This window comes from Nostoc favosum CHAB5714 (genome assembly GCF_020829495.1).
In the GTDB taxonomy this organism is placed as follows: domain Bacteria; phylum Cyanobacteriota; class Cyanobacteriia; order Cyanobacteriales; family Nostocaceae; genus Nostoc; species Nostoc favosum.
On the sequence record NZ_JAIVFQ010000003.1, the window covers coordinates 202,993 to 217,362 of the forward strand.

Consider the following 14,370-nt stretch of genomic DNA (forward strand, 5'->3'; position numbering starts at 1 on the left):
ATGACCTCTGCAACCGACCCATCCACCGCCCTCACTCCTTTCCCCGACCATACGCAGCTACCAGAGTCAGATGGCACATTTGTGAAAAACTGGCAAGAGCATCCCCAAAGCATCTTACTCACTGACTCGATTACACCTGTCCTCAAACAATTACATCCTGAAGGTCAATATTGTATAGGTCAGGACTTAGGTATTTACTGGCGCTTGACAGACCCGCCAGAACGAGGCGCAGAAGCACCAGATTGGTTTTATGTAGGAAATGTACCGCCCTTGCTCGATGGACAAACACGGAGGTCTTATGTACTGTGGCAAGAATTTATTGCCCCTTTGATTGCCTTGGAATTTGTCTCTCTTGATGGTAGTGAGGAGCGAGATAAAACCCCTTGGAAGGGGAAATTTTGGATTTATGAGCAAGTAATTCATCCGGCTTTTTATGGCATTTATGAAGTTAAGAAAGCCACTGTGGAAATGTACGAATTAATTGGTGGGCAATATCAGTTATTAACAGCAAATGAGCGCGGACATTATCCTATTAAGTCCTTGGGAGTTGAATTAGGTATTTGGCATGGAGTTTATCAAAACGCCCAATTACCCTGGTTACGTTGGTGGGATTTGCAAGGTAATTTGTTGTTGACTGGTGAGGAAAGAGCCGAACAGGAATCCCAACGGGCTGAACGAGAATCCGAACGGGCTGAACAGGAATCCGAACGGGCTGAACAGGAAAGACAAAGAGCCGATCGCTTGACTGCTCAATTGCGTAGACGCAAAGCGGCTTGTCGTTAGACATCGCTCGGCATTGAACCAGAAGTCTAAGTCTTTGGCTGATTTGTATGAGAAAAACCCCTATTGATTTGTATCGTATGGGAAATGCGACTTCTTCGAGAATAGATAATATTCGTTTACAAGATATTGAAACTTACGAAGAAGATGGTGATATGTGGGTTATTGCAGTAATCAGAGTAAAATTAAATGCACGTTATTAGTCGCAGAATTCTACGGGAATTTTGTGAGGCACACGCAGATGCAAGGGAAGCACTTTATGATTGGTATAGGATAGCAACTAAAGCTGAATGGAAAAATCTGCTTGAAGTTCAGGCTATTTATCCAAAAGCAGAAGCAGTTGGTAACTTCACCGTGTTTAATATTAAAGGAAACAACTACCGTTTGATTGCTGATATTGTTTACAAAACTCAAAGAATCTATATTAAATATGTCCTAACTCACGCTGAATATGATAAGGATAAATGGAAAAATGACCCGTATTTTTAATCCGGAATCTTATGGTAAATTGCTAGCCGAGTATCAGCCAAAAATAATTACCACGGAAGCAGAAAACGAACAAGCGATCGCACTCGCATTAACTTTAGAACATCGTCCCAATCGTACACCAGAAGAAGAGATGTTGTTGCAACTGTTGGTGACATTAATTGAGCAGTTTGAAGAAACCCATTACCCAATCCTCCAAGGTACACCCAATTCGATGTTAGTGCATCTGATGGACGCACGCGATACTACAACCGAAACATTAGCTGAGGTAATTGGTTCATTGGAAATTGCCTTGCAAATTGTTAATGGCGATCGCACCATTAGTAAAACTCAAGCACAAGCGTTGGCGGACTATTTTAATGTAGATATCAGTTTATTTACCTAGCTTATCTTTCATAACAACGCTCTTCAAACCAGCGCTTGGTATTGAGCCGGAAATTTAATATTTTGGTATAACGCTCTTAAAACCAGTAACTACGCAAATATATTTTTATACTTTTAAAAATATATTTCTAAATATTTTTACATAGATTAAGCATGAGGAATCAGGGCGATCGCAGGGAATCTTCATGAGCGAAGCGAGATAAAGGCGCAACGAGCTTCGCAAAAATTAAATAGGAGTTCGATATTGCAATCAAGCGAGAAGCGCGATATTAAATTCGGGCAGTCGTTTATTGAATTCGGGCGGTCGTTTATTGAATTCGGGCGATCGTTTATTGAATTCGGGCGGTTGTTTATTGAATTCGGGCGGTCGTTTATTGAATTCGGGCAATCGTTTATTGAATTCGGGCGGTCGTTTATTGAATTCGGGCGATCATTTCTTGAATTCGGGCGATCGTTTCTTGAATTCGGGCGATCATTTCTTGAATTCGGGCGATCGTTTCTTGAATTCGGGCGGTTGTTTATTGAATTCGGATAACTGTCACTAAATTCACGTAATAAATATAATATTTTTTGTATTAAATATTTTAAATACTACTGAATATTGCGGGTGTTAACCAAACTTCGGCGGGTTTCAGTCCCCGGCTGAGATAATTGGTTCCTTGGAAATTGCCTTGCAAATTGTTAATGGCAATTCTCCTTTGGAGACGCTTCGCGATCACACCATTAGTAAAACTCAGGCAGAAGCGTTGGCTGACTATTTTAATGTAGATATTAGTTTATTTACCTAGCTTATCTTCCATAACAAGGCTCTTAAAACCAGCGCTTGGTATTGAGCCGGAATATTTAATATTTTGGTATGAGATTAAAGGTGCGTAGACGCGCAGCGGCTTGTCCTTAGACATCGCTTCTCTACTTGATACAACAGCTACAAAATCTTTTGCCGATTAGCTTCAGATGATAAGGCTATGAACCTGTATTAAAAATTCTATGTCCTAACCATCCCAAACCCAAGCCTAGACTAGAAGTGCTAGCTAAAATTAAAAAAGTATGAACTTTGCTAAAAGATTTTCGTAATTCATTTCCAGCTATAGCTATAGCCCAAGCTACAGCCCCAGCCAAAACCCAAGCACCAGCCCAAGCGCCAACCCAAGCGCAAGCCCAAATCCAAGTCACAGCCCAAGCCACAGCCCAAGCGCCAGCCCAAGCTACAGCCCAAACACAAGCCCAAGCCACAGCCCAAGCCCAAAGTATGTACGAAGCGTTAGACGCGGCTAATAAGTACCCTATCAATAGGTAACTTAATAATACAAAAGTTAAGCAGCCCCAGGCAATAATTTTAGGTGATTTAGTAGCTGCTTTACCTGGATTTGCCTTTAAGTTTAGGTTGGTTTTGGGACGAACAACTTTTTTTCTATAGACATATCTGCGAATTAACTTCAAAGCCTTATAACTCAAGGGTGGAGGCGTTACTTTTGGTGCTTCTAACATTGCCAACCACACCTGCATCGACTGAGGGCGGTCTTTTGCCTCCAGCGCCATACCCTTGAGAATTGCTTGATTTAATCTCTCACTGATGCCTGAATTAATTTGTCTAGGTGGAGTCAGGGAGGTATTCTCTAGCTTGCGAGCCAGAGAAGTTGTAGGGGATTGACCCGTCACTCCATAATAGAGTGTGGCAGCCAGACAGTAAACATCGACCGTTGGCTCCCGGCTGCCTCTAGTCATCTGTTCATAAGGTGCAAACCCATGATTACCCGCATTGCCTGTTGAACTCAAAGTTTTAGGCACAAGTTCTTTGGCAATGCCAAAATCAATCAGAACTGCTTTGCCATTACTCCCCAGCATGATGTTTCCAGGGTGAGCATCTCGGTGTACTAGCCCTGCTTGATGCACTACTACTAACGCTTCCCCAATTTGACGGATACAGGGCACAATCTCTACTTCTGGTAACGCTCCCCTGCGTCTCAGTGCCTCAAACAAATTTTCTCCTGGTACAAAATCCATCACCAAGCAGTGGATAGCACCTTCTATAAAGAAGTCAATCACTCCCACAATATGAGGATGTGGATCTTCAGATAAACGTGCTAGTGTCCGCCCTTCTTGGATAAATCGCTCTACGTACTTGTTATAATCCGGGTCATGGCTGAGATATTCATTGGGTGTTTTAATGACAACTGTCTTGTTTAGCTCAATATGCAATGCCTTATAAGTAATTCCGAATCCCCCCTGTCCCAAGACTTTCTCAATTACATATTTGCCAGCTTGTAATCTTTCTCCAGCTATCCAAGGCATGAACACCTCTAATTAATTCATAATTCGTAATTCGTAATTAAAACACTTTAAAAAAGCTGGACATGGGTGTTTTATATGACTTAACTGTGTTTCACAAATAATACAGTTTTGCAGAATTTTGTACAACACAATGAAAGTTTAGCTATATCTACAGGCTTTTGGTAGATGAGGGACTAGGAGACGGTGACGGTTGATTGGAAGATGGAAATAGGTGGAAAATAGGAATCCAAGGAGCTATACCTGCAAGTAAGGTTCCTATAGCTGCAATCGTAGCTATCACCACTCCCCAAAACTGGATTTTTCGCTCCCAATTTGACTTGGTATTAGATGGTACAATTACTGAGGGCTGGGAGTTTTCCGCAGTCAACCCTAAAGAATCGAGCCATTCTCGCATTGATTGCGATCGCTCCTTCGGATCTAGCTTCATACCTGTTAAAATTGCGCGGTTTGTGCGATCGCTAACCTGATTATTCCAATCTTTAGGTTCCACTAAACGAGCGTTGTCAATCTTACGTTTCAGCGCACTGACGGGTGTTTTTCCAGTTAAAAGTACATATAAAGTAGCTGCCAGTGAATAAATATCGCTATAAGCCCCAGTTGGTATACTTTGAGCGTAAAGCTCAGGGGGTGTAAATCCTTCAGAAGTTTCCTTCGTTCGGTTTGTGGTTAAGATATGGTCAAAATCCAAAGCTAAACCAAAGTCGATTAGCACTGCTTCAGGTTGTCCATCTCGCACCCGCAAAAAGATATTTCCTGGATGCACATCCCGATGAATCAACCGATTTTCATGCACTACTATCAAAGCTTCCCCTATTTGCTGAATGTAGCGTAGTGCTTCTTGTTCTGAAAGTATTTGTTGACGACGATCAGCCAAACTCACCCCGTCCACATATTCCATTACTAGACACCAATGCTCTCCTTCCTTGAAGGGTTGTGCAACCTGTACAATATGCTTATGCTTACATAGAGTAAGTTTTACCGCCTCTTGCCAAAACATCGTCTCTAAACGTTCGCGCTCTTGCTGGGTAAGGGACTTGAGCAAGTCATCATTTAAGGTTTTAATGACTAAGCGATCGCTATTATTATTTCTCACCAAATAAGTAATGCCAAAGCGTCCTCTTCCCAACTCTCTTTCAATAGTGTATTTTCCACCTTGCAAGCGATCGCCTTTTACCCAAGCCATGTTTGCAACTCCCAAAATGCTTAGATTAATTCTCACACAAGTAAATTTTGACAAGCTAAGTTAGCTTTAACAAAGAGAGCGATATTTGTCTTGAAAAGTTCACATCGGCGGAAGCCGCCGCTACGACGCGCTACGCCTACGCTTTTTTCTCCCACACCCTAAAATTGCTAAAGTGAAGTCTAGAAACGGTTTTCACACTGCATAACTTTTATGACTACTGTCACCTTAGAGCTACCTGAAGAAATATTCTCTGCCCTGCGCCTGTCACCTAATGAGTTTGTCCGTGAATTGCGTTTGGCTGCGGCCATCCACTGGTATGGACGCGGTGAAATTTCCCAAGAGAAAGCAGCTAATATCGCCGATTTAGATAGAACAGATTTTCTCCTGGCTCTATCCCGTGAACAAATCGATGCCTTCATTGTTGATTTTGATGACTTACAACGGGAATTAGAACGTGGCTGAACCACCTGTAATTAATGCTTCACCTCTCATATTTTTGTCTAGAAGTAGTTTCCTGGATTTGTTGCAGTTATTGGGTGAAGAAGTTTTAGTTCCATCAGCCGTAGCTGTTGAAATTCAGCAAAGAGGCACAGAAGACCCAACTGTTGCAGCACTTTCACAAACAAACTGGTTAACAGTTGTAGAAGCACCTGCAACTCCTGAGATTATCCAATCTTGGGATTTAGGTAAAGGCGAATCATCTGTTTTGACTTGGGCGTATACTCACCCTGGTACAGAAGCAATTATGAATGATCTTGCGGCTCGTAGATGTGCAGCAGTACTGGGGATTCCTGTGCGAGGAACACTAGGTATAGTTTTGACAGCAAAGCAACGTGGCAAAATAACAATGGCACGACCAATTATAGAGAATTTACGCTCATCAGGAATGTATCTTTCTGACCGTGCGATCAATCAAGCACTGGCATTAGTTGGCGAGTAGTAAGCGATCGCCCTATCTCCTCTTCCACTGCTAAACTAAAAAACAACCCTTACATCCTGCAAAGGTAGCCTTATGACCTCTGCAACCGATCCATCCACCGCCCTCACCCCGTTTCCAGACCATACACAGCTTCCTGAGTCTGATGGTACTTTCGTGAAAAACTTTCAGGAACATCCCCAAAGCATTCTCCTAACAGACTCGATTAAACCGATATTGGAAAAACGTCATCCTGATGGGCAATACTGTATTGGTCAAGATAGCGGTATCTACTGGCGGATCACTGACCCTCCAGAAAAAGGCGCAGAAGCTCCCGACTGGTTTTATGTAGGGAATGTACCACCTACTTTGAATGGACAAACGCGCAGGTCTTATGTACTCTGGCGAGAGTTTATTGCCCCATTGATTGCATTAGAATTTGTTTCTGGGGATGGTAGTGAAGAAAGAGATAAAACTCCTTGGAAGGGGAAATTTTGGATTTATGAGCAAGTGATTCGTCCTCCCTTCTACGGCATTTATGAAGTTAATAAAGCCAGCGTAGAAGTCTATGAATTAATTGGTGGACAATATCAGTTATTAACAGCGAATGAACGCGCACATTATCCCATACATCCTTTAGGAGTTGAGTTAGGGATTTGGCAGGGACAATATCAGAATATGGAATTACCTTGGCTACGCTGGTGGGATTTGCAAGGTAATTTGTTGTTGACTGGTGAGGAAAGAGCCGATCGCTTGACTGCTCAATTGCGATCGCTCGGCGTTGAACCAGAAGCCTAATATTTTTGGACTGTGGGTTATGGCAAGAGTTACTGACACAAGACACCGATCGCTTAAACAAGTTTGTCAGAGCTTTGCTGCTTAAAATTTTCCGATGGCCCCACATTTGCAATTTCATAGCCAGTGGGATAGCTGGGGATAGGAGAGTCAATATAAAAATTAGGATGATTTCGAGGTGGGAATAACCGGATTAATTTGGCTCGGATTTTTAGTAGACTTACCATAGCCGATCGCAGCAGTGGTGAGGGATAGGGAAAACCAAAGGCATTGAGCATTGTGTCATCCAGTAAAGCGTAGATACCTGGTTTGATGGAAGAACGCATCCACGAAGGAAACCAACTCAAAAATAAATCGCGTGTAGCTTCCCCAACTCGACAATTTGTATCGGAATAGCAAAAGTTTTGGCCTTCGTAGTCAAGGTTATAGCGCTCCAATTCTTCGTAGGTTTCAGGGATATTCTGAATCTGCATTTGCTTACCTACTTCTCGCCAGAAGTAAAAAGACGCTAATTTTTCTTGTTCGCACATCAGCCGCCAACCAAACCGCGCATTCCAGCGGATAGGCTCGAAAATGAAAGTTGAAAGTACATACAGGAAATCAGTGCATTCATGCGTTGCAGGGCTTGTTTGCCGCGATCGCTATCATAGCCCCACTTAATCATCTCTCCAACAATTATTGACGTATCATCGTAGCGTTTTTGCGGACAATGAGTAAATTCTCCTGTCTGATTCAGCAATTTAGAGATACTAGGAACGCAATAAGTTCGCATCAAAGCAACTTCGAGCGATCGCGTCATATCCCAAGGAAACTCATAGCCATTCATTAAGTTATAAATCCGGCAATGATCTTGCACTGGATCAAGTTGCTGAATTAGGTGAAAATTTTTATAACGATTGAGAAGCATCTGAAATTTCTCTGTATAAATTCAGTTATTTATTGACATCCAGCAACCGCGAAGTTTCTAACCGACTCATCCACTTCTCTAAATAAACTCGATTACCTTTCTCCTCATTTGGATCTTTAGTATCCAAAGGATAAGGCATCAGTCCCAAAATCGTTGCTGTTGTCACGCAAAACATCGATTTTTGGAAACTCATGCAAATTTGTACCCGCAAATCATCTTCACCCCGAAGACTGCGACGATAAATTTCGTGCAAATACTCTGGAAGATAATGACGCATATCCTGCATTAACAAGGTGGGAGGAATACCTGCACCGCCAATAGGCAAAGGATCGGCATACAATGCGCCATATTGAAATCGAGTTTGATCTGGGGGAATTTGATAACCTTGGGCGTTGTATGAAACTGTACCGTGGAAAGGAGTTCCCCGGAAGAATACTGCTTCTACATAAGGTATTGCTGTATCTGCTAAGAAGGTCAAACCAACGCTTTTGGGAATGATTTCATAGACCTCACCCCGAATTTTGACGGCGTAGGTAATTGGGTTTGATGCATTTGCCACTAACCCTGCTTTAATGTGTTCTACAACTTGGGGAATCGATTTGATTTCGCCTCGATCATAGCGGTCTGATAAGTTGAGGAACATATCAGCCATGACTCGCCAGAATTGACCTAAACCGGTGTAGTAAGCAGAGACGCGCAATTGTTCTGTTAAAAAATCTGGAAACAGTTGGTTAATACCCAGAATTAAAGGATTATTTTTAAACTTTGCGGTGATAACAGCTTGCGCTCTTTCTTTAAATTCATTTGTATCTAAATACGTATCTAGTCCACCGCCACCGTGCCACATCATGCCTTTCATGCAATACTCGGCATATTCAAAATTAATTCGGTCATGCCACCAGTGACGGAGTAATTTCTGAAAATAAACCTCTCCATTAAAGTATTTAAAAAATGGGAAAAATATTAAAAACTGATGCTCGGCAATATAGTTAAGATTTTTTGAGTAGGCATCTAAAACTACGCCATAGCTTTTAAGAATACCAACAACTTCTAGCACATTTTCTGGACTGTCGGGGACTAATGCATCTCCTTTTTGCAAACGTTCAATATACTCAGCTAAGGGATTGTGAACCGCTTTCTTTTTAATAGTTACCATTGCTATCTCTCCAAAAACTTTAGGAATTAGGGCATTGGGCATTGGGCATGGGGCATTGGGCATTGGAAAGAGGCAGAGGGGCGGCGTGCAGGGAACAGAGGGGGAATTCTTCTCCCTTGCTCCCAGCTAATAGCTCCCCTGCTTCTTCCCCATTCCCCATTCCCTACTCCCTAATCCCTAGTCCCCATTGCTTTATCCAAGGACACTGCTACTACTACGTTTTGGCTATTCACCATTGCTGTAATTGTTGGTTCAGTCCAGCGTGCTAACCAACCAGGTTGAATGCCGAAAATCACAATCAGCACAGCTAAAATTGCAGCTGGGCCGCGATCGCTCCAATACACCCGTGGTAAGTTGGTAACTTGTGCAGACAAGCGTCCAAAAAAGGCACGGTTGAGAAGTATTAGGAAGTAAACCGCAGTTAAGCCTGTACCAATCATTGATAGCAGCGTTTGCACTGGAAAAACTGGGAAACTGCCCCGAAAAACGATGAATTCGGAAATAAACCCCAGCATTCCCGGTATCCCAGCGCTGGCCATAACTCCCACAACAATCAAGCTACCAATTACGGGCATACCCCGTTCTGGATTCAGCAGCCCTTGGAGGACTTCTAAATCACGGCTTCCGGCTTTTTTATACACAACCCCCACCAGTAAAAACAGCATGGCGGAAATCAAGCCGTGGCTAATCATCTGCATAACAGCACCCAACACGCTTAATGGTGTGGAAGCTGCCGCCGCTAAAAGTACGTAGCCCATGTGTCCAATAGAACTGTATGCCACCATTTTTTTCATATCGGTTTGAGCGATCGCGCAGGATGCACCATACAGTACACTTACTACTGCCCAAGTTGCTAACCAAGGAGCCACATAAGCCCAAGCTTCTGGTAACAAGTTCATGCCAAACCGCAGTAAGCCATAAGTTCCCAACTTCAACAACACTCCAGCCAACAGCACAGAAATTGGTGTGGAAGCTTCAACGTGAGCATCTGGCAACCAAGTATGGAAGGGAACCAAGGGTATTTTAATCCCGAAACCTACCAAAATCCCTGCTAGCAGTAAAAGCTGTGTCGCTAGAGGTAGAGTCGTAGGGTTCAAGGTTGCTAGTGCAAAGCTAGAGGAACCACTCAGCCAAACCATGCCGAGAAAACTTGCCAAAATCAAGATTCCCGAAACGGCAGTATAAATGAGAAATTTTGTTGCAGCATAACCCCGCTTTTCCCCACCCCAAATGGCTATCAACAGATATAGCGGGATTAGTTCCAATTCGTAAAACAAGAAAAATAGCAGTAAATCCTGTGCCAGAAAAGCTCCAGTCACCCCAGCGCTCAATAATAATATCAAAGAGTAATAAAACTTAGGACGCTGTAGGGATTCATCGCTGCTGTAGATGGCAATGCAAGTTAACAATCCATTCAAAACCAGCAGTGGCAAAGATAAACCATCTATTCCCAGGTTATAGTTCAAGCCTAAGACATCTATCCAAGGCAGAGACTCGGCAAACTGTTGAGTGATTTGCCCTGGATGGAACTGAATTGCTAGTATGATTGTCCACAAGAAAGCAATACTGGCAAAGACTAAAGCCACCCCACGGGCGAATTTACCATTGATGCCAGAGGGCGAGAAACCAATTAAAGCTGCGCCGATTAATGGCACTAGAATTAACACACTAAGCATAGACGGAATTCAGGTTAGGGGAGCAGGGGAAGCAGGGGGAGCAGGAGGAGCAGGGGAAGCAGGGGAAGCAGGGGAAGTAGGGGGAGAGTAAAAACTTTTAACTCCTGTACAGACGCGATTAATCGCGTCTCTACTCCTAACTCCTGTACAGACGCGATTAATCGCGTCTCCTAACTCGCTTAAAAAGGTAATTTATCTAGTAAACCAGATGACCAGCTGATGAATAAACCCAAGACGCTGACGACCGCTAAGATGGTCAACATATAGCCCTGAGATTGCCCAGAAATGCTGTACTTTAAAGTTTGTCCGCCGAGAATCGTCGCAAAGCCAACCAAGTTTACTAGACCATCGACTAAATAGCGATCGCTCCAAGCAGAGATTTTAGATAGCAGTGCGACTGCACCCACTACCGTTACCCGATAAACTCGGTCAATATAAAAATCATAACCTAACAAGTCCTGCACAAATCTCCACGCCAAGATTCTGGATCTTGACCAAGCTTTGTGTAAATGAACTGTAGACCCTACACCTACCCCCACCACGGTAGAAATAAACAACGCTAACGCTACATACCAATTAATACTTTCCCAATCTGGTAGCAAGTACCATTGCTGTAGCATCAAAGGCACAAGCAGAGTCAAGACTGTGAGAATCACCATTGGTAAGGCCATTTGCCAACCAACTTCTGGGGTGCGACGGGTTTTTTGTTGTGGTTTACCCCAGAAAACTAATCTGAATACTCTGGTCAAGTTTAATGCTGTTAAGCCATTGACTAATAATAAAACCCCAATTACCCAAGGGCTAATATTCACAAAACCGTCAGCCCATGCTAACATTGCCCAAAAGCTTCCTAGTGGTAGCAGTGTTACCATTCCGGCTGCACCGACAATAAAAGCAGTAGTTGTGGCTGGCATCCTTGACCACAGACCGCCCATTTCTGTTAAGTCTTGGCTTTGGGTAGTCAAGATTACTGAACCGGAACTCATGAATAATAATGCTTTAGCGATCGCATGAGTTAACAGCAACATCAAGGCTACACCCCCCTGCTGTAACCCCACCGCCAAAAACACTAAGCCCATGTATGCACTGGTGGAATGAGATAGCGATCGCTTAATGTCAATTTGAGCTATGGATACTAATGTCGCCCCAATTGCTGTCACCGTTCCCATTACTACTAATACATTCAAGGCAACTGGCGACAGGGCTAACAATGGTTGTAGTTTATAGAGCAAATAAGCACCACCAGCTACTACTAGTGAGTTTCTCATTACCGAGGCGGGGTTGGGCCCTTCCATTGCCTCATCCAACCAAAGATGCAGGGGAAATTGAGCGCATTTACCAGCAGGCCCAGCAATTAACGCCAACCCTAGCAATGTTGATGCCATTGGGCTTAAATTAGCCGTTTGCGCCCACTCATATAAATTTGAAAAGTTCAAACTGCCGGCTAAGGTGGAAAGTGTCACCACTCCCATCAGCAGCAACAAGTCTCCCACCCGTTTGGTTAAAAACGCATCCCGCGCTGCTGTCACTACTAGCGGTTGAGCATACCAGAATCCCACCAGCAAGTAAGTCGAAAGCGTCAGCACTTCCAAAAGGCCATAGCTGAAAAACAAAGAATCACTGATTGCTAAAGCACTCAGCGCTGCTTCAAAAAATCCTAGCAGCGCAAAAAAACGCGCCAACGACCAGTCTTTTTCCATGTAACCCAGAGCGTAAACTTGTGCAAGTAAGCTTAACCCTGTAATTAAAACTGTTGCCCCAATGCTGACTGCCGAAAGTTCCAAGGCAAAAGATAAGTCTAAATCAGCAGCTTTAAACCACGTCACCAGTAACTTTTCTGGTTCTCTATCCCAGATAATGTTAAATACAAACAGGCTATGGGCAAAAGCCAAAACGGTCGTCAACAAGTTTATGTATGCCGCAGGTCTTGGCCCTGTTCGCTGAATTATTCCTATTCCCCACGGCAACGTCAAAATTGCGCCTAATAAGCTATATAAAGGCACAAACCAACTTGTTGAAAATAGAAATTGATGCATTTAAATTCACCTTGACGACTCAGCCTTAATTTTAAAAAAGCTTTTATACAATTATTTATTTTACAAAATTAATTTAGTAGAAATATCAATATTTTTTTTACTCTTGTTTCAACTAAATTCTCATAAGTATTTTTACTTTTCTTTACCCTATTAAACTTCGATAAAATATAACTTTACATAGGTTAAAGCATTTACTTGCTTTAACCTCACCTTTGTTTTTACATTTTTATTTCTACTTTGAACAAACTACTTTATACGATATATTTGGAAAAATTATATATTTTTCACTTAGTCCTTGTACATATAGCAAAAATTGGCAGAACCTAGACACAGCATAAGATATAGCCGCTTGTCGTCCCTCCCCAGATAAAATTACCCTTGGTTATGAATGTCGTTTTGTAAATGTGATAAAGAAATTATAAAGCATAAGTGGCTCCTCTAGGAATCAGTGAACTTTAATTGCTCAGGAGGACAGATAAATTTTTGTTAAGTTTTTTAAAACTTTCTTATCATAAACTATTATAGTAATTTATATTGCCAGGAAGGCCAACCTTTCCTATGCTTAATTTGGAAGTGTTTTCTTAGCTATTAAGATCAAGCTCTCCCCGTCAAAAATTTTAAGCGACAGTACAGATTGGATTAATATTGTAGGAGTTCTGCGATGCCAATTGCAGTTGGGATGATTGAAACGAAGGGCTTTCCAGCAGTAGTGGAAGCTGCTGATGCGATGGTGAAAGCCGCCCGTGTGACTTTAGTAGGGTATGAAAAAATTGGTAGCGCTCGCGTCACCGTGATAGTTAGGGGAGATGTATCGGAAGTACAAGCTTCCGTAGCTGCTGGGGTTGAAGCGGCGAAAAGAGTAAATGGTGGTGAAGTGTTATCCACTCACATTATTGCTCGTCCTCACGAAAACCTAGAATACGTATTGCCGATACGTTACACAGAAGCTGTGGAACAGTTCCGTACCTAAAAGCTGTTTAAACAAAGTAATTAACACTCTTTACCTTTTTGAGCATCGCTTTCTTTTGTCCAGGGCTAAAAACTTTAAATAGGGATTAAAATCTAATGTCAATTGCAGTGGGAATGGTTGAAACGCTAGGCTTTCCAGCAGTAGTGGAAGCTGCTGATGCAATGGTGAAAGCTGCCCGTGTTACTCTAGTAGGCTATGAAAAAATCGGTAGTGGTCGAGTTACCGTGATTGTTCGGGGTGATGTGTCGGAAGTGCAAGCTTCCGTAGGCGCTGGTGTTGAATCAGTGAAGCGAGTCAACGGCGGACAAGTGCTGTCTACTCACATCATTGCTCGTCCTCACGAAAACTTGGAATACGTCCTACCAATTCGTTATACCGAAGATGTAGAGCAATTCCGGGAAAATGTGAATGCAATTCGTCCTTTCGGTAGAAGACCGTAATTAAAGAATGCAAGTCGCCAAAGTTCGCGGCACAGTAGTTAGCACACAAAAAGATCCAAGTCTTCGAGGTGTCAAACTACTGTTGTTACAATTAGTGGATGAAGACGGCAACATCCTGCCACAATACGAGGTAGCAGCAGATATTGTGGGAGCAGGAGTAGATGAGTGGGTACTTGTCAGTCGTGGCAGTGCCGCTCGTCAAGTTATTGGCAATGAACAGCGACCATTAGATGCAGTGGTAGTAGCGATCATAGATACTATTCACGTTGAAGATCGCCTAATTTACAGCAAAAAAGATCAATATCGATAAGTCATTAGTCATTTAGTCATTAGTCACTTGCTCTCGACA

The 14,370-nt window shown here is 42.8% G+C and carries 20 protein-coding genes; 12 read left to right on the plus strand and 8 right to left on the minus strand.

What is annotated here, in order from left to right; genetic code table 11:
- The 5 genes from LC586_RS03995 (at position 1) to LC586_RS40510 (ending at position 2,438) form a co-directional block, all read left to right on the plus strand.
- Entirely contained in the window at positions 1-783 is a 783-nt protein-coding gene (locus LC586_RS03995) for a Uma2 family endonuclease (protein WP_229483167.1), read from the plus strand.
- A gap of 47 nt (positions 784-830) precedes the next feature.
- Positions 831-983 (plus strand): hypothetical protein, encoded by a 153-nt coding sequence (locus tag LC586_RS04000; RefSeq protein ID WP_229483169.1) that lies wholly within the window; start codon positions 831-833, stop codon positions 981-983.
- Positions 970-1,269, plus strand: a complete 300-nt coding sequence (locus tag LC586_RS04005; RefSeq protein WP_229483171.1) for a type II toxin-antitoxin system HigB family toxin — start codon at positions 970-972, stop codon at positions 1,267-1,269. Before LC586_RS04000 ends, LC586_RS04005 begins: the two co-directional genes overlap by 14 nt.
- Entirely contained in the window at positions 1,253-1,651 is a 399-nt protein-coding gene (locus tag LC586_RS04010) for a helix-turn-helix domain-containing protein (protein WP_229483173.1), read from the plus strand. Before LC586_RS04005 ends, LC586_RS04010 begins: the two co-directional genes overlap by 17 nt.
- 658 nt (positions 1,652-2,309) lie before the next feature.
- Entirely contained in the window at positions 2,310-2,438 is a 129-nt protein-coding gene (locus tag LC586_RS40510) for a hypothetical protein (protein ID WP_267921643.1), read from the plus strand.
- A gap of 175 nt (positions 2,439-2,613) precedes the next feature.
- Here LC586_RS40510 and LC586_RS04015 read toward each other — a convergent pair whose 3' ends face one another.
- Positions 2,614-3,942, minus strand: coding sequence for a serine/threonine protein kinase (locus tag LC586_RS04015; protein WP_229483175.1), 1,329 nt, complete (start codon positions 3,940-3,942; stop codon positions 2,614-2,616).
- 148 nt (positions 3,943-4,090) lie between these two features.
- Positions 4,091-5,125 carry a serine/threonine protein kinase gene (locus LC586_RS04020; protein ID WP_229483177.1) on the minus strand — a complete coding sequence of 345 codons (1,035 nt, stop codon included), beginning with the start codon at positions 5,123-5,125 and terminating at the stop codon, positions 4,091-4,093.
- Between the two features lie 210 nt (positions 5,126-5,335).
- Between LC586_RS04020 and LC586_RS04025 the strand changes: the two genes are divergently transcribed.
- The 3 genes from LC586_RS04025 to LC586_RS04035 all read left to right on the plus strand — a co-directional run bounded on the left by LC586_RS04025 (position 5,336) and on the right by LC586_RS04035 (position 6,839).
- On the plus strand, positions 5,336-5,587 hold the full coding sequence (locus LC586_RS04025) for a UPF0175 family protein (RefSeq protein WP_163930595.1): 252 nt from the start codon (positions 5,336-5,338) through the stop codon (positions 5,585-5,587).
- The gene (locus LC586_RS04030; protein WP_229483179.1) at positions 5,580-6,065 is read left to right on the plus strand and encodes a PIN domain-containing protein; all 486 of its coding nucleotides are present in this window, start codon (positions 5,580-5,582) and stop codon (positions 6,063-6,065) included. The genes LC586_RS04025 and LC586_RS04030 overlap by 8 nt, the downstream gene beginning before the upstream one ends.
- A gap of 72 nt (positions 6,066-6,137) precedes the next feature.
- A complete protein-coding gene (locus LC586_RS04035) occupies positions 6,138-6,839 on the plus strand; it encodes a Uma2 family endonuclease (protein ID WP_229483181.1) in 702 nt (233 codons plus the stop codon).
- 53 nt (positions 6,840-6,892) lie between these two features.
- On the opposite strand, the gene LC586_RS04040 is transcribed toward LC586_RS04035, so the two are convergent.
- Genes LC586_RS04040 through LC586_RS04060 form a run of 5 tightly spaced genes read right to left on the minus strand, consistent with a single transcriptional unit; the run spans position 6,893 to position 10,545 of the window.
- Positions 6,893-7,432, minus strand: coding sequence for an oxygenase MpaB family protein (locus LC586_RS04040; RefSeq protein ID WP_233715467.1), 540 nt, complete (start codon positions 7,430-7,432; stop codon positions 6,893-6,895).
- Entirely contained in the window at positions 7,366-7,743 is a 378-nt protein-coding gene (locus LC586_RS04045) for a hypothetical protein (protein WP_229483183.1), read from the minus strand. Before LC586_RS04045 ends, LC586_RS04040 begins: the two co-directional genes overlap by 67 nt.
- Before the next feature lie 25 nt (positions 7,744-7,768).
- Positions 7,769-8,899, minus strand: coding sequence for a CO2 hydration protein (locus tag LC586_RS04050; protein ID WP_229483239.1), 1,131 nt, complete (start codon positions 8,897-8,899; stop codon positions 7,769-7,771).
- 19 nt (positions 8,900-8,918) lie between these two features.
- Entirely contained in the window at positions 8,919-9,059 is a 141-nt protein-coding gene (locus LC586_RS04055; protein ID WP_229483185.1) for a hypothetical protein, read from the minus strand.
- A gap of 10 nt (positions 9,060-9,069) precedes the next feature.
- Positions 9,070-10,545, minus strand: a complete 1,476-nt coding sequence (locus LC586_RS04060; protein ID WP_229483241.1) for an NADH-quinone oxidoreductase subunit M — start codon at positions 10,543-10,545, stop codon at positions 9,070-9,072.
- Here LC586_RS04060 and LC586_RS41355 point away from each other — a divergent pair.
- On the plus strand, positions 10,442-10,666 hold the full coding sequence (locus tag LC586_RS41355) for a hypothetical protein (RefSeq protein WP_229483245.1): 225 nt from the start codon (positions 10,442-10,444) through the stop codon (positions 10,664-10,666). The two genes, LC586_RS04060 and LC586_RS41355, sit on opposite strands and share 104 nt — an antisense overlap.
- Before the next feature lie 88 nt (positions 10,667-10,754).
- Here LC586_RS41355 and LC586_RS04070 read toward each other — a convergent pair whose 3' ends face one another.
- Positions 10,755-12,611 (minus strand): NAD(P)H-quinone oxidoreductase subunit F, encoded by a 1,857-nt coding sequence (locus tag LC586_RS04070; protein WP_229483187.1) that lies wholly within the window; start codon positions 12,609-12,611, stop codon positions 10,755-10,757.
- 661 nt (positions 12,612-13,272) lie between these two features.
- Here LC586_RS04070 and LC586_RS04075 point away from each other — a divergent pair.
- The 3 genes from LC586_RS04075 (at position 13,273) to ccmL (ending at position 14,331) form a co-directional block, all read left to right on the plus strand.
- Positions 13,273-13,581: a carbon dioxide-concentrating mechanism protein CcmK gene (locus LC586_RS04075; protein ID WP_190891121.1), complete on the plus strand. Its 309-nt coding sequence runs from the start codon at positions 13,273-13,275 to the stop codon at positions 13,579-13,581.
- Positions 13,582-13,676: 95 nt separating this feature from the next.
- Positions 13,677-14,021, plus strand: coding sequence for a carbon dioxide-concentrating mechanism protein CcmK (locus LC586_RS04080; protein ID WP_039748664.1), 345 nt, complete (start codon positions 13,677-13,679; stop codon positions 14,019-14,021).
- Positions 14,022-14,028: 7 nt separating this feature from the next.
- Complete coding sequence (gene ccmL, locus LC586_RS04085; RefSeq protein ID WP_109011817.1) at positions 14,029-14,331, plus strand: beta-carboxysome shell vertex protein CcmL; 303 nt, start codon at positions 14,029-14,031, stop codon at positions 14,329-14,331.
- Positions 14,332-14,370 lie beyond the last annotated feature (39 nt).

What these genes read in the sequence shown, in the direction of transcription:
- LC586_RS03995 (WP_229483167.1), top strand. Translation starts at nt 1, where the DNA reads ATGACCTCTGCAACCGACCCATCCACCGCCCTCACTCCTTTCCCCGAC.
- LC586_RS04000 (WP_229483169.1), top strand. Translation starts at nt 831, where the DNA reads ATGAGAAAAACCCCTATTGATTTGTATCGTATGGGAAATGCGACTTCT.
- LC586_RS04005 (WP_229483171.1), top strand. Translation starts at nt 970, where the DNA reads ATGCACGTTATTAGTCGCAGAATTCTACGGGAATTTTGTGAGGCACAC.
- LC586_RS04010 (WP_229483173.1), top strand. Translation starts at nt 1,253, where the DNA reads ATGACCCGTATTTTTAATCCGGAATCTTATGGTAAATTGCTAGCCGAG.
- LC586_RS04015 (WP_229483175.1), bottom strand. Translation starts at nt 3,942, where the DNA reads ATGCCTTGGATAGCTGGAGAAAGATTACAAGCTGGCAAATATGTAATT.
- LC586_RS04020 (WP_229483177.1), bottom strand. Translation starts at nt 5,125, where the DNA reads ATGGCTTGGGTAAAAGGCGATCGCTTGCAAGGTGGAAAATACACTATT.
- LC586_RS04025 (WP_163930595.1), top strand. Translation starts at nt 5,336, where the DNA reads ATGACTACTGTCACCTTAGAGCTACCTGAAGAAATATTCTCTGCCCTG.
- LC586_RS04035 (WP_229483181.1), top strand. Translation starts at nt 6,138, where the DNA reads ATGACCTCTGCAACCGATCCATCCACCGCCCTCACCCCGTTTCCAGAC.
- LC586_RS04045 (WP_229483183.1), bottom strand. Translation starts at nt 7,743, where the DNA reads ATGCTTCTCAATCGTTATAAAAATTTTCACCTAATTCAGCAACTTGAT.
- LC586_RS04050 (WP_229483239.1), bottom strand. Translation starts at nt 8,899, where the DNA reads ATGGTAACTATTAAAAAGAAAGCGGTTCACAATCCCTTAGCTGAGTAT.
- LC586_RS04055 (WP_229483185.1), bottom strand. Translation starts at nt 9,059, where the DNA reads ATGGGGAATGGGGAAGAAGCAGGGGAGCTATTAGCTGGGAGCAAGGGA.
- LC586_RS41355 (WP_229483245.1), top strand. Translation starts at nt 10,442, where the DNA reads ATGATTGTCCACAAGAAAGCAATACTGGCAAAGACTAAAGCCACCCCA.
- LC586_RS04070 (WP_229483187.1), bottom strand. Translation starts at nt 12,611, where the DNA reads ATGCATCAATTTCTATTTTCAACAAGTTGGTTTGTGCCTTTATATAGC.
- LC586_RS04075 (WP_190891121.1), top strand. Translation starts at nt 13,273, where the DNA reads ATGCCAATTGCAGTTGGGATGATTGAAACGAAGGGCTTTCCAGCAGTA.
- LC586_RS04080 (WP_039748664.1), top strand. Translation starts at nt 13,677, where the DNA reads ATGTCAATTGCAGTGGGAATGGTTGAAACGCTAGGCTTTCCAGCAGTA.
- ccmL (WP_109011817.1), top strand. Translation starts at nt 14,029, where the DNA reads ATGCAAGTCGCCAAAGTTCGCGGCACAGTAGTTAGCACACAAAAAGAT.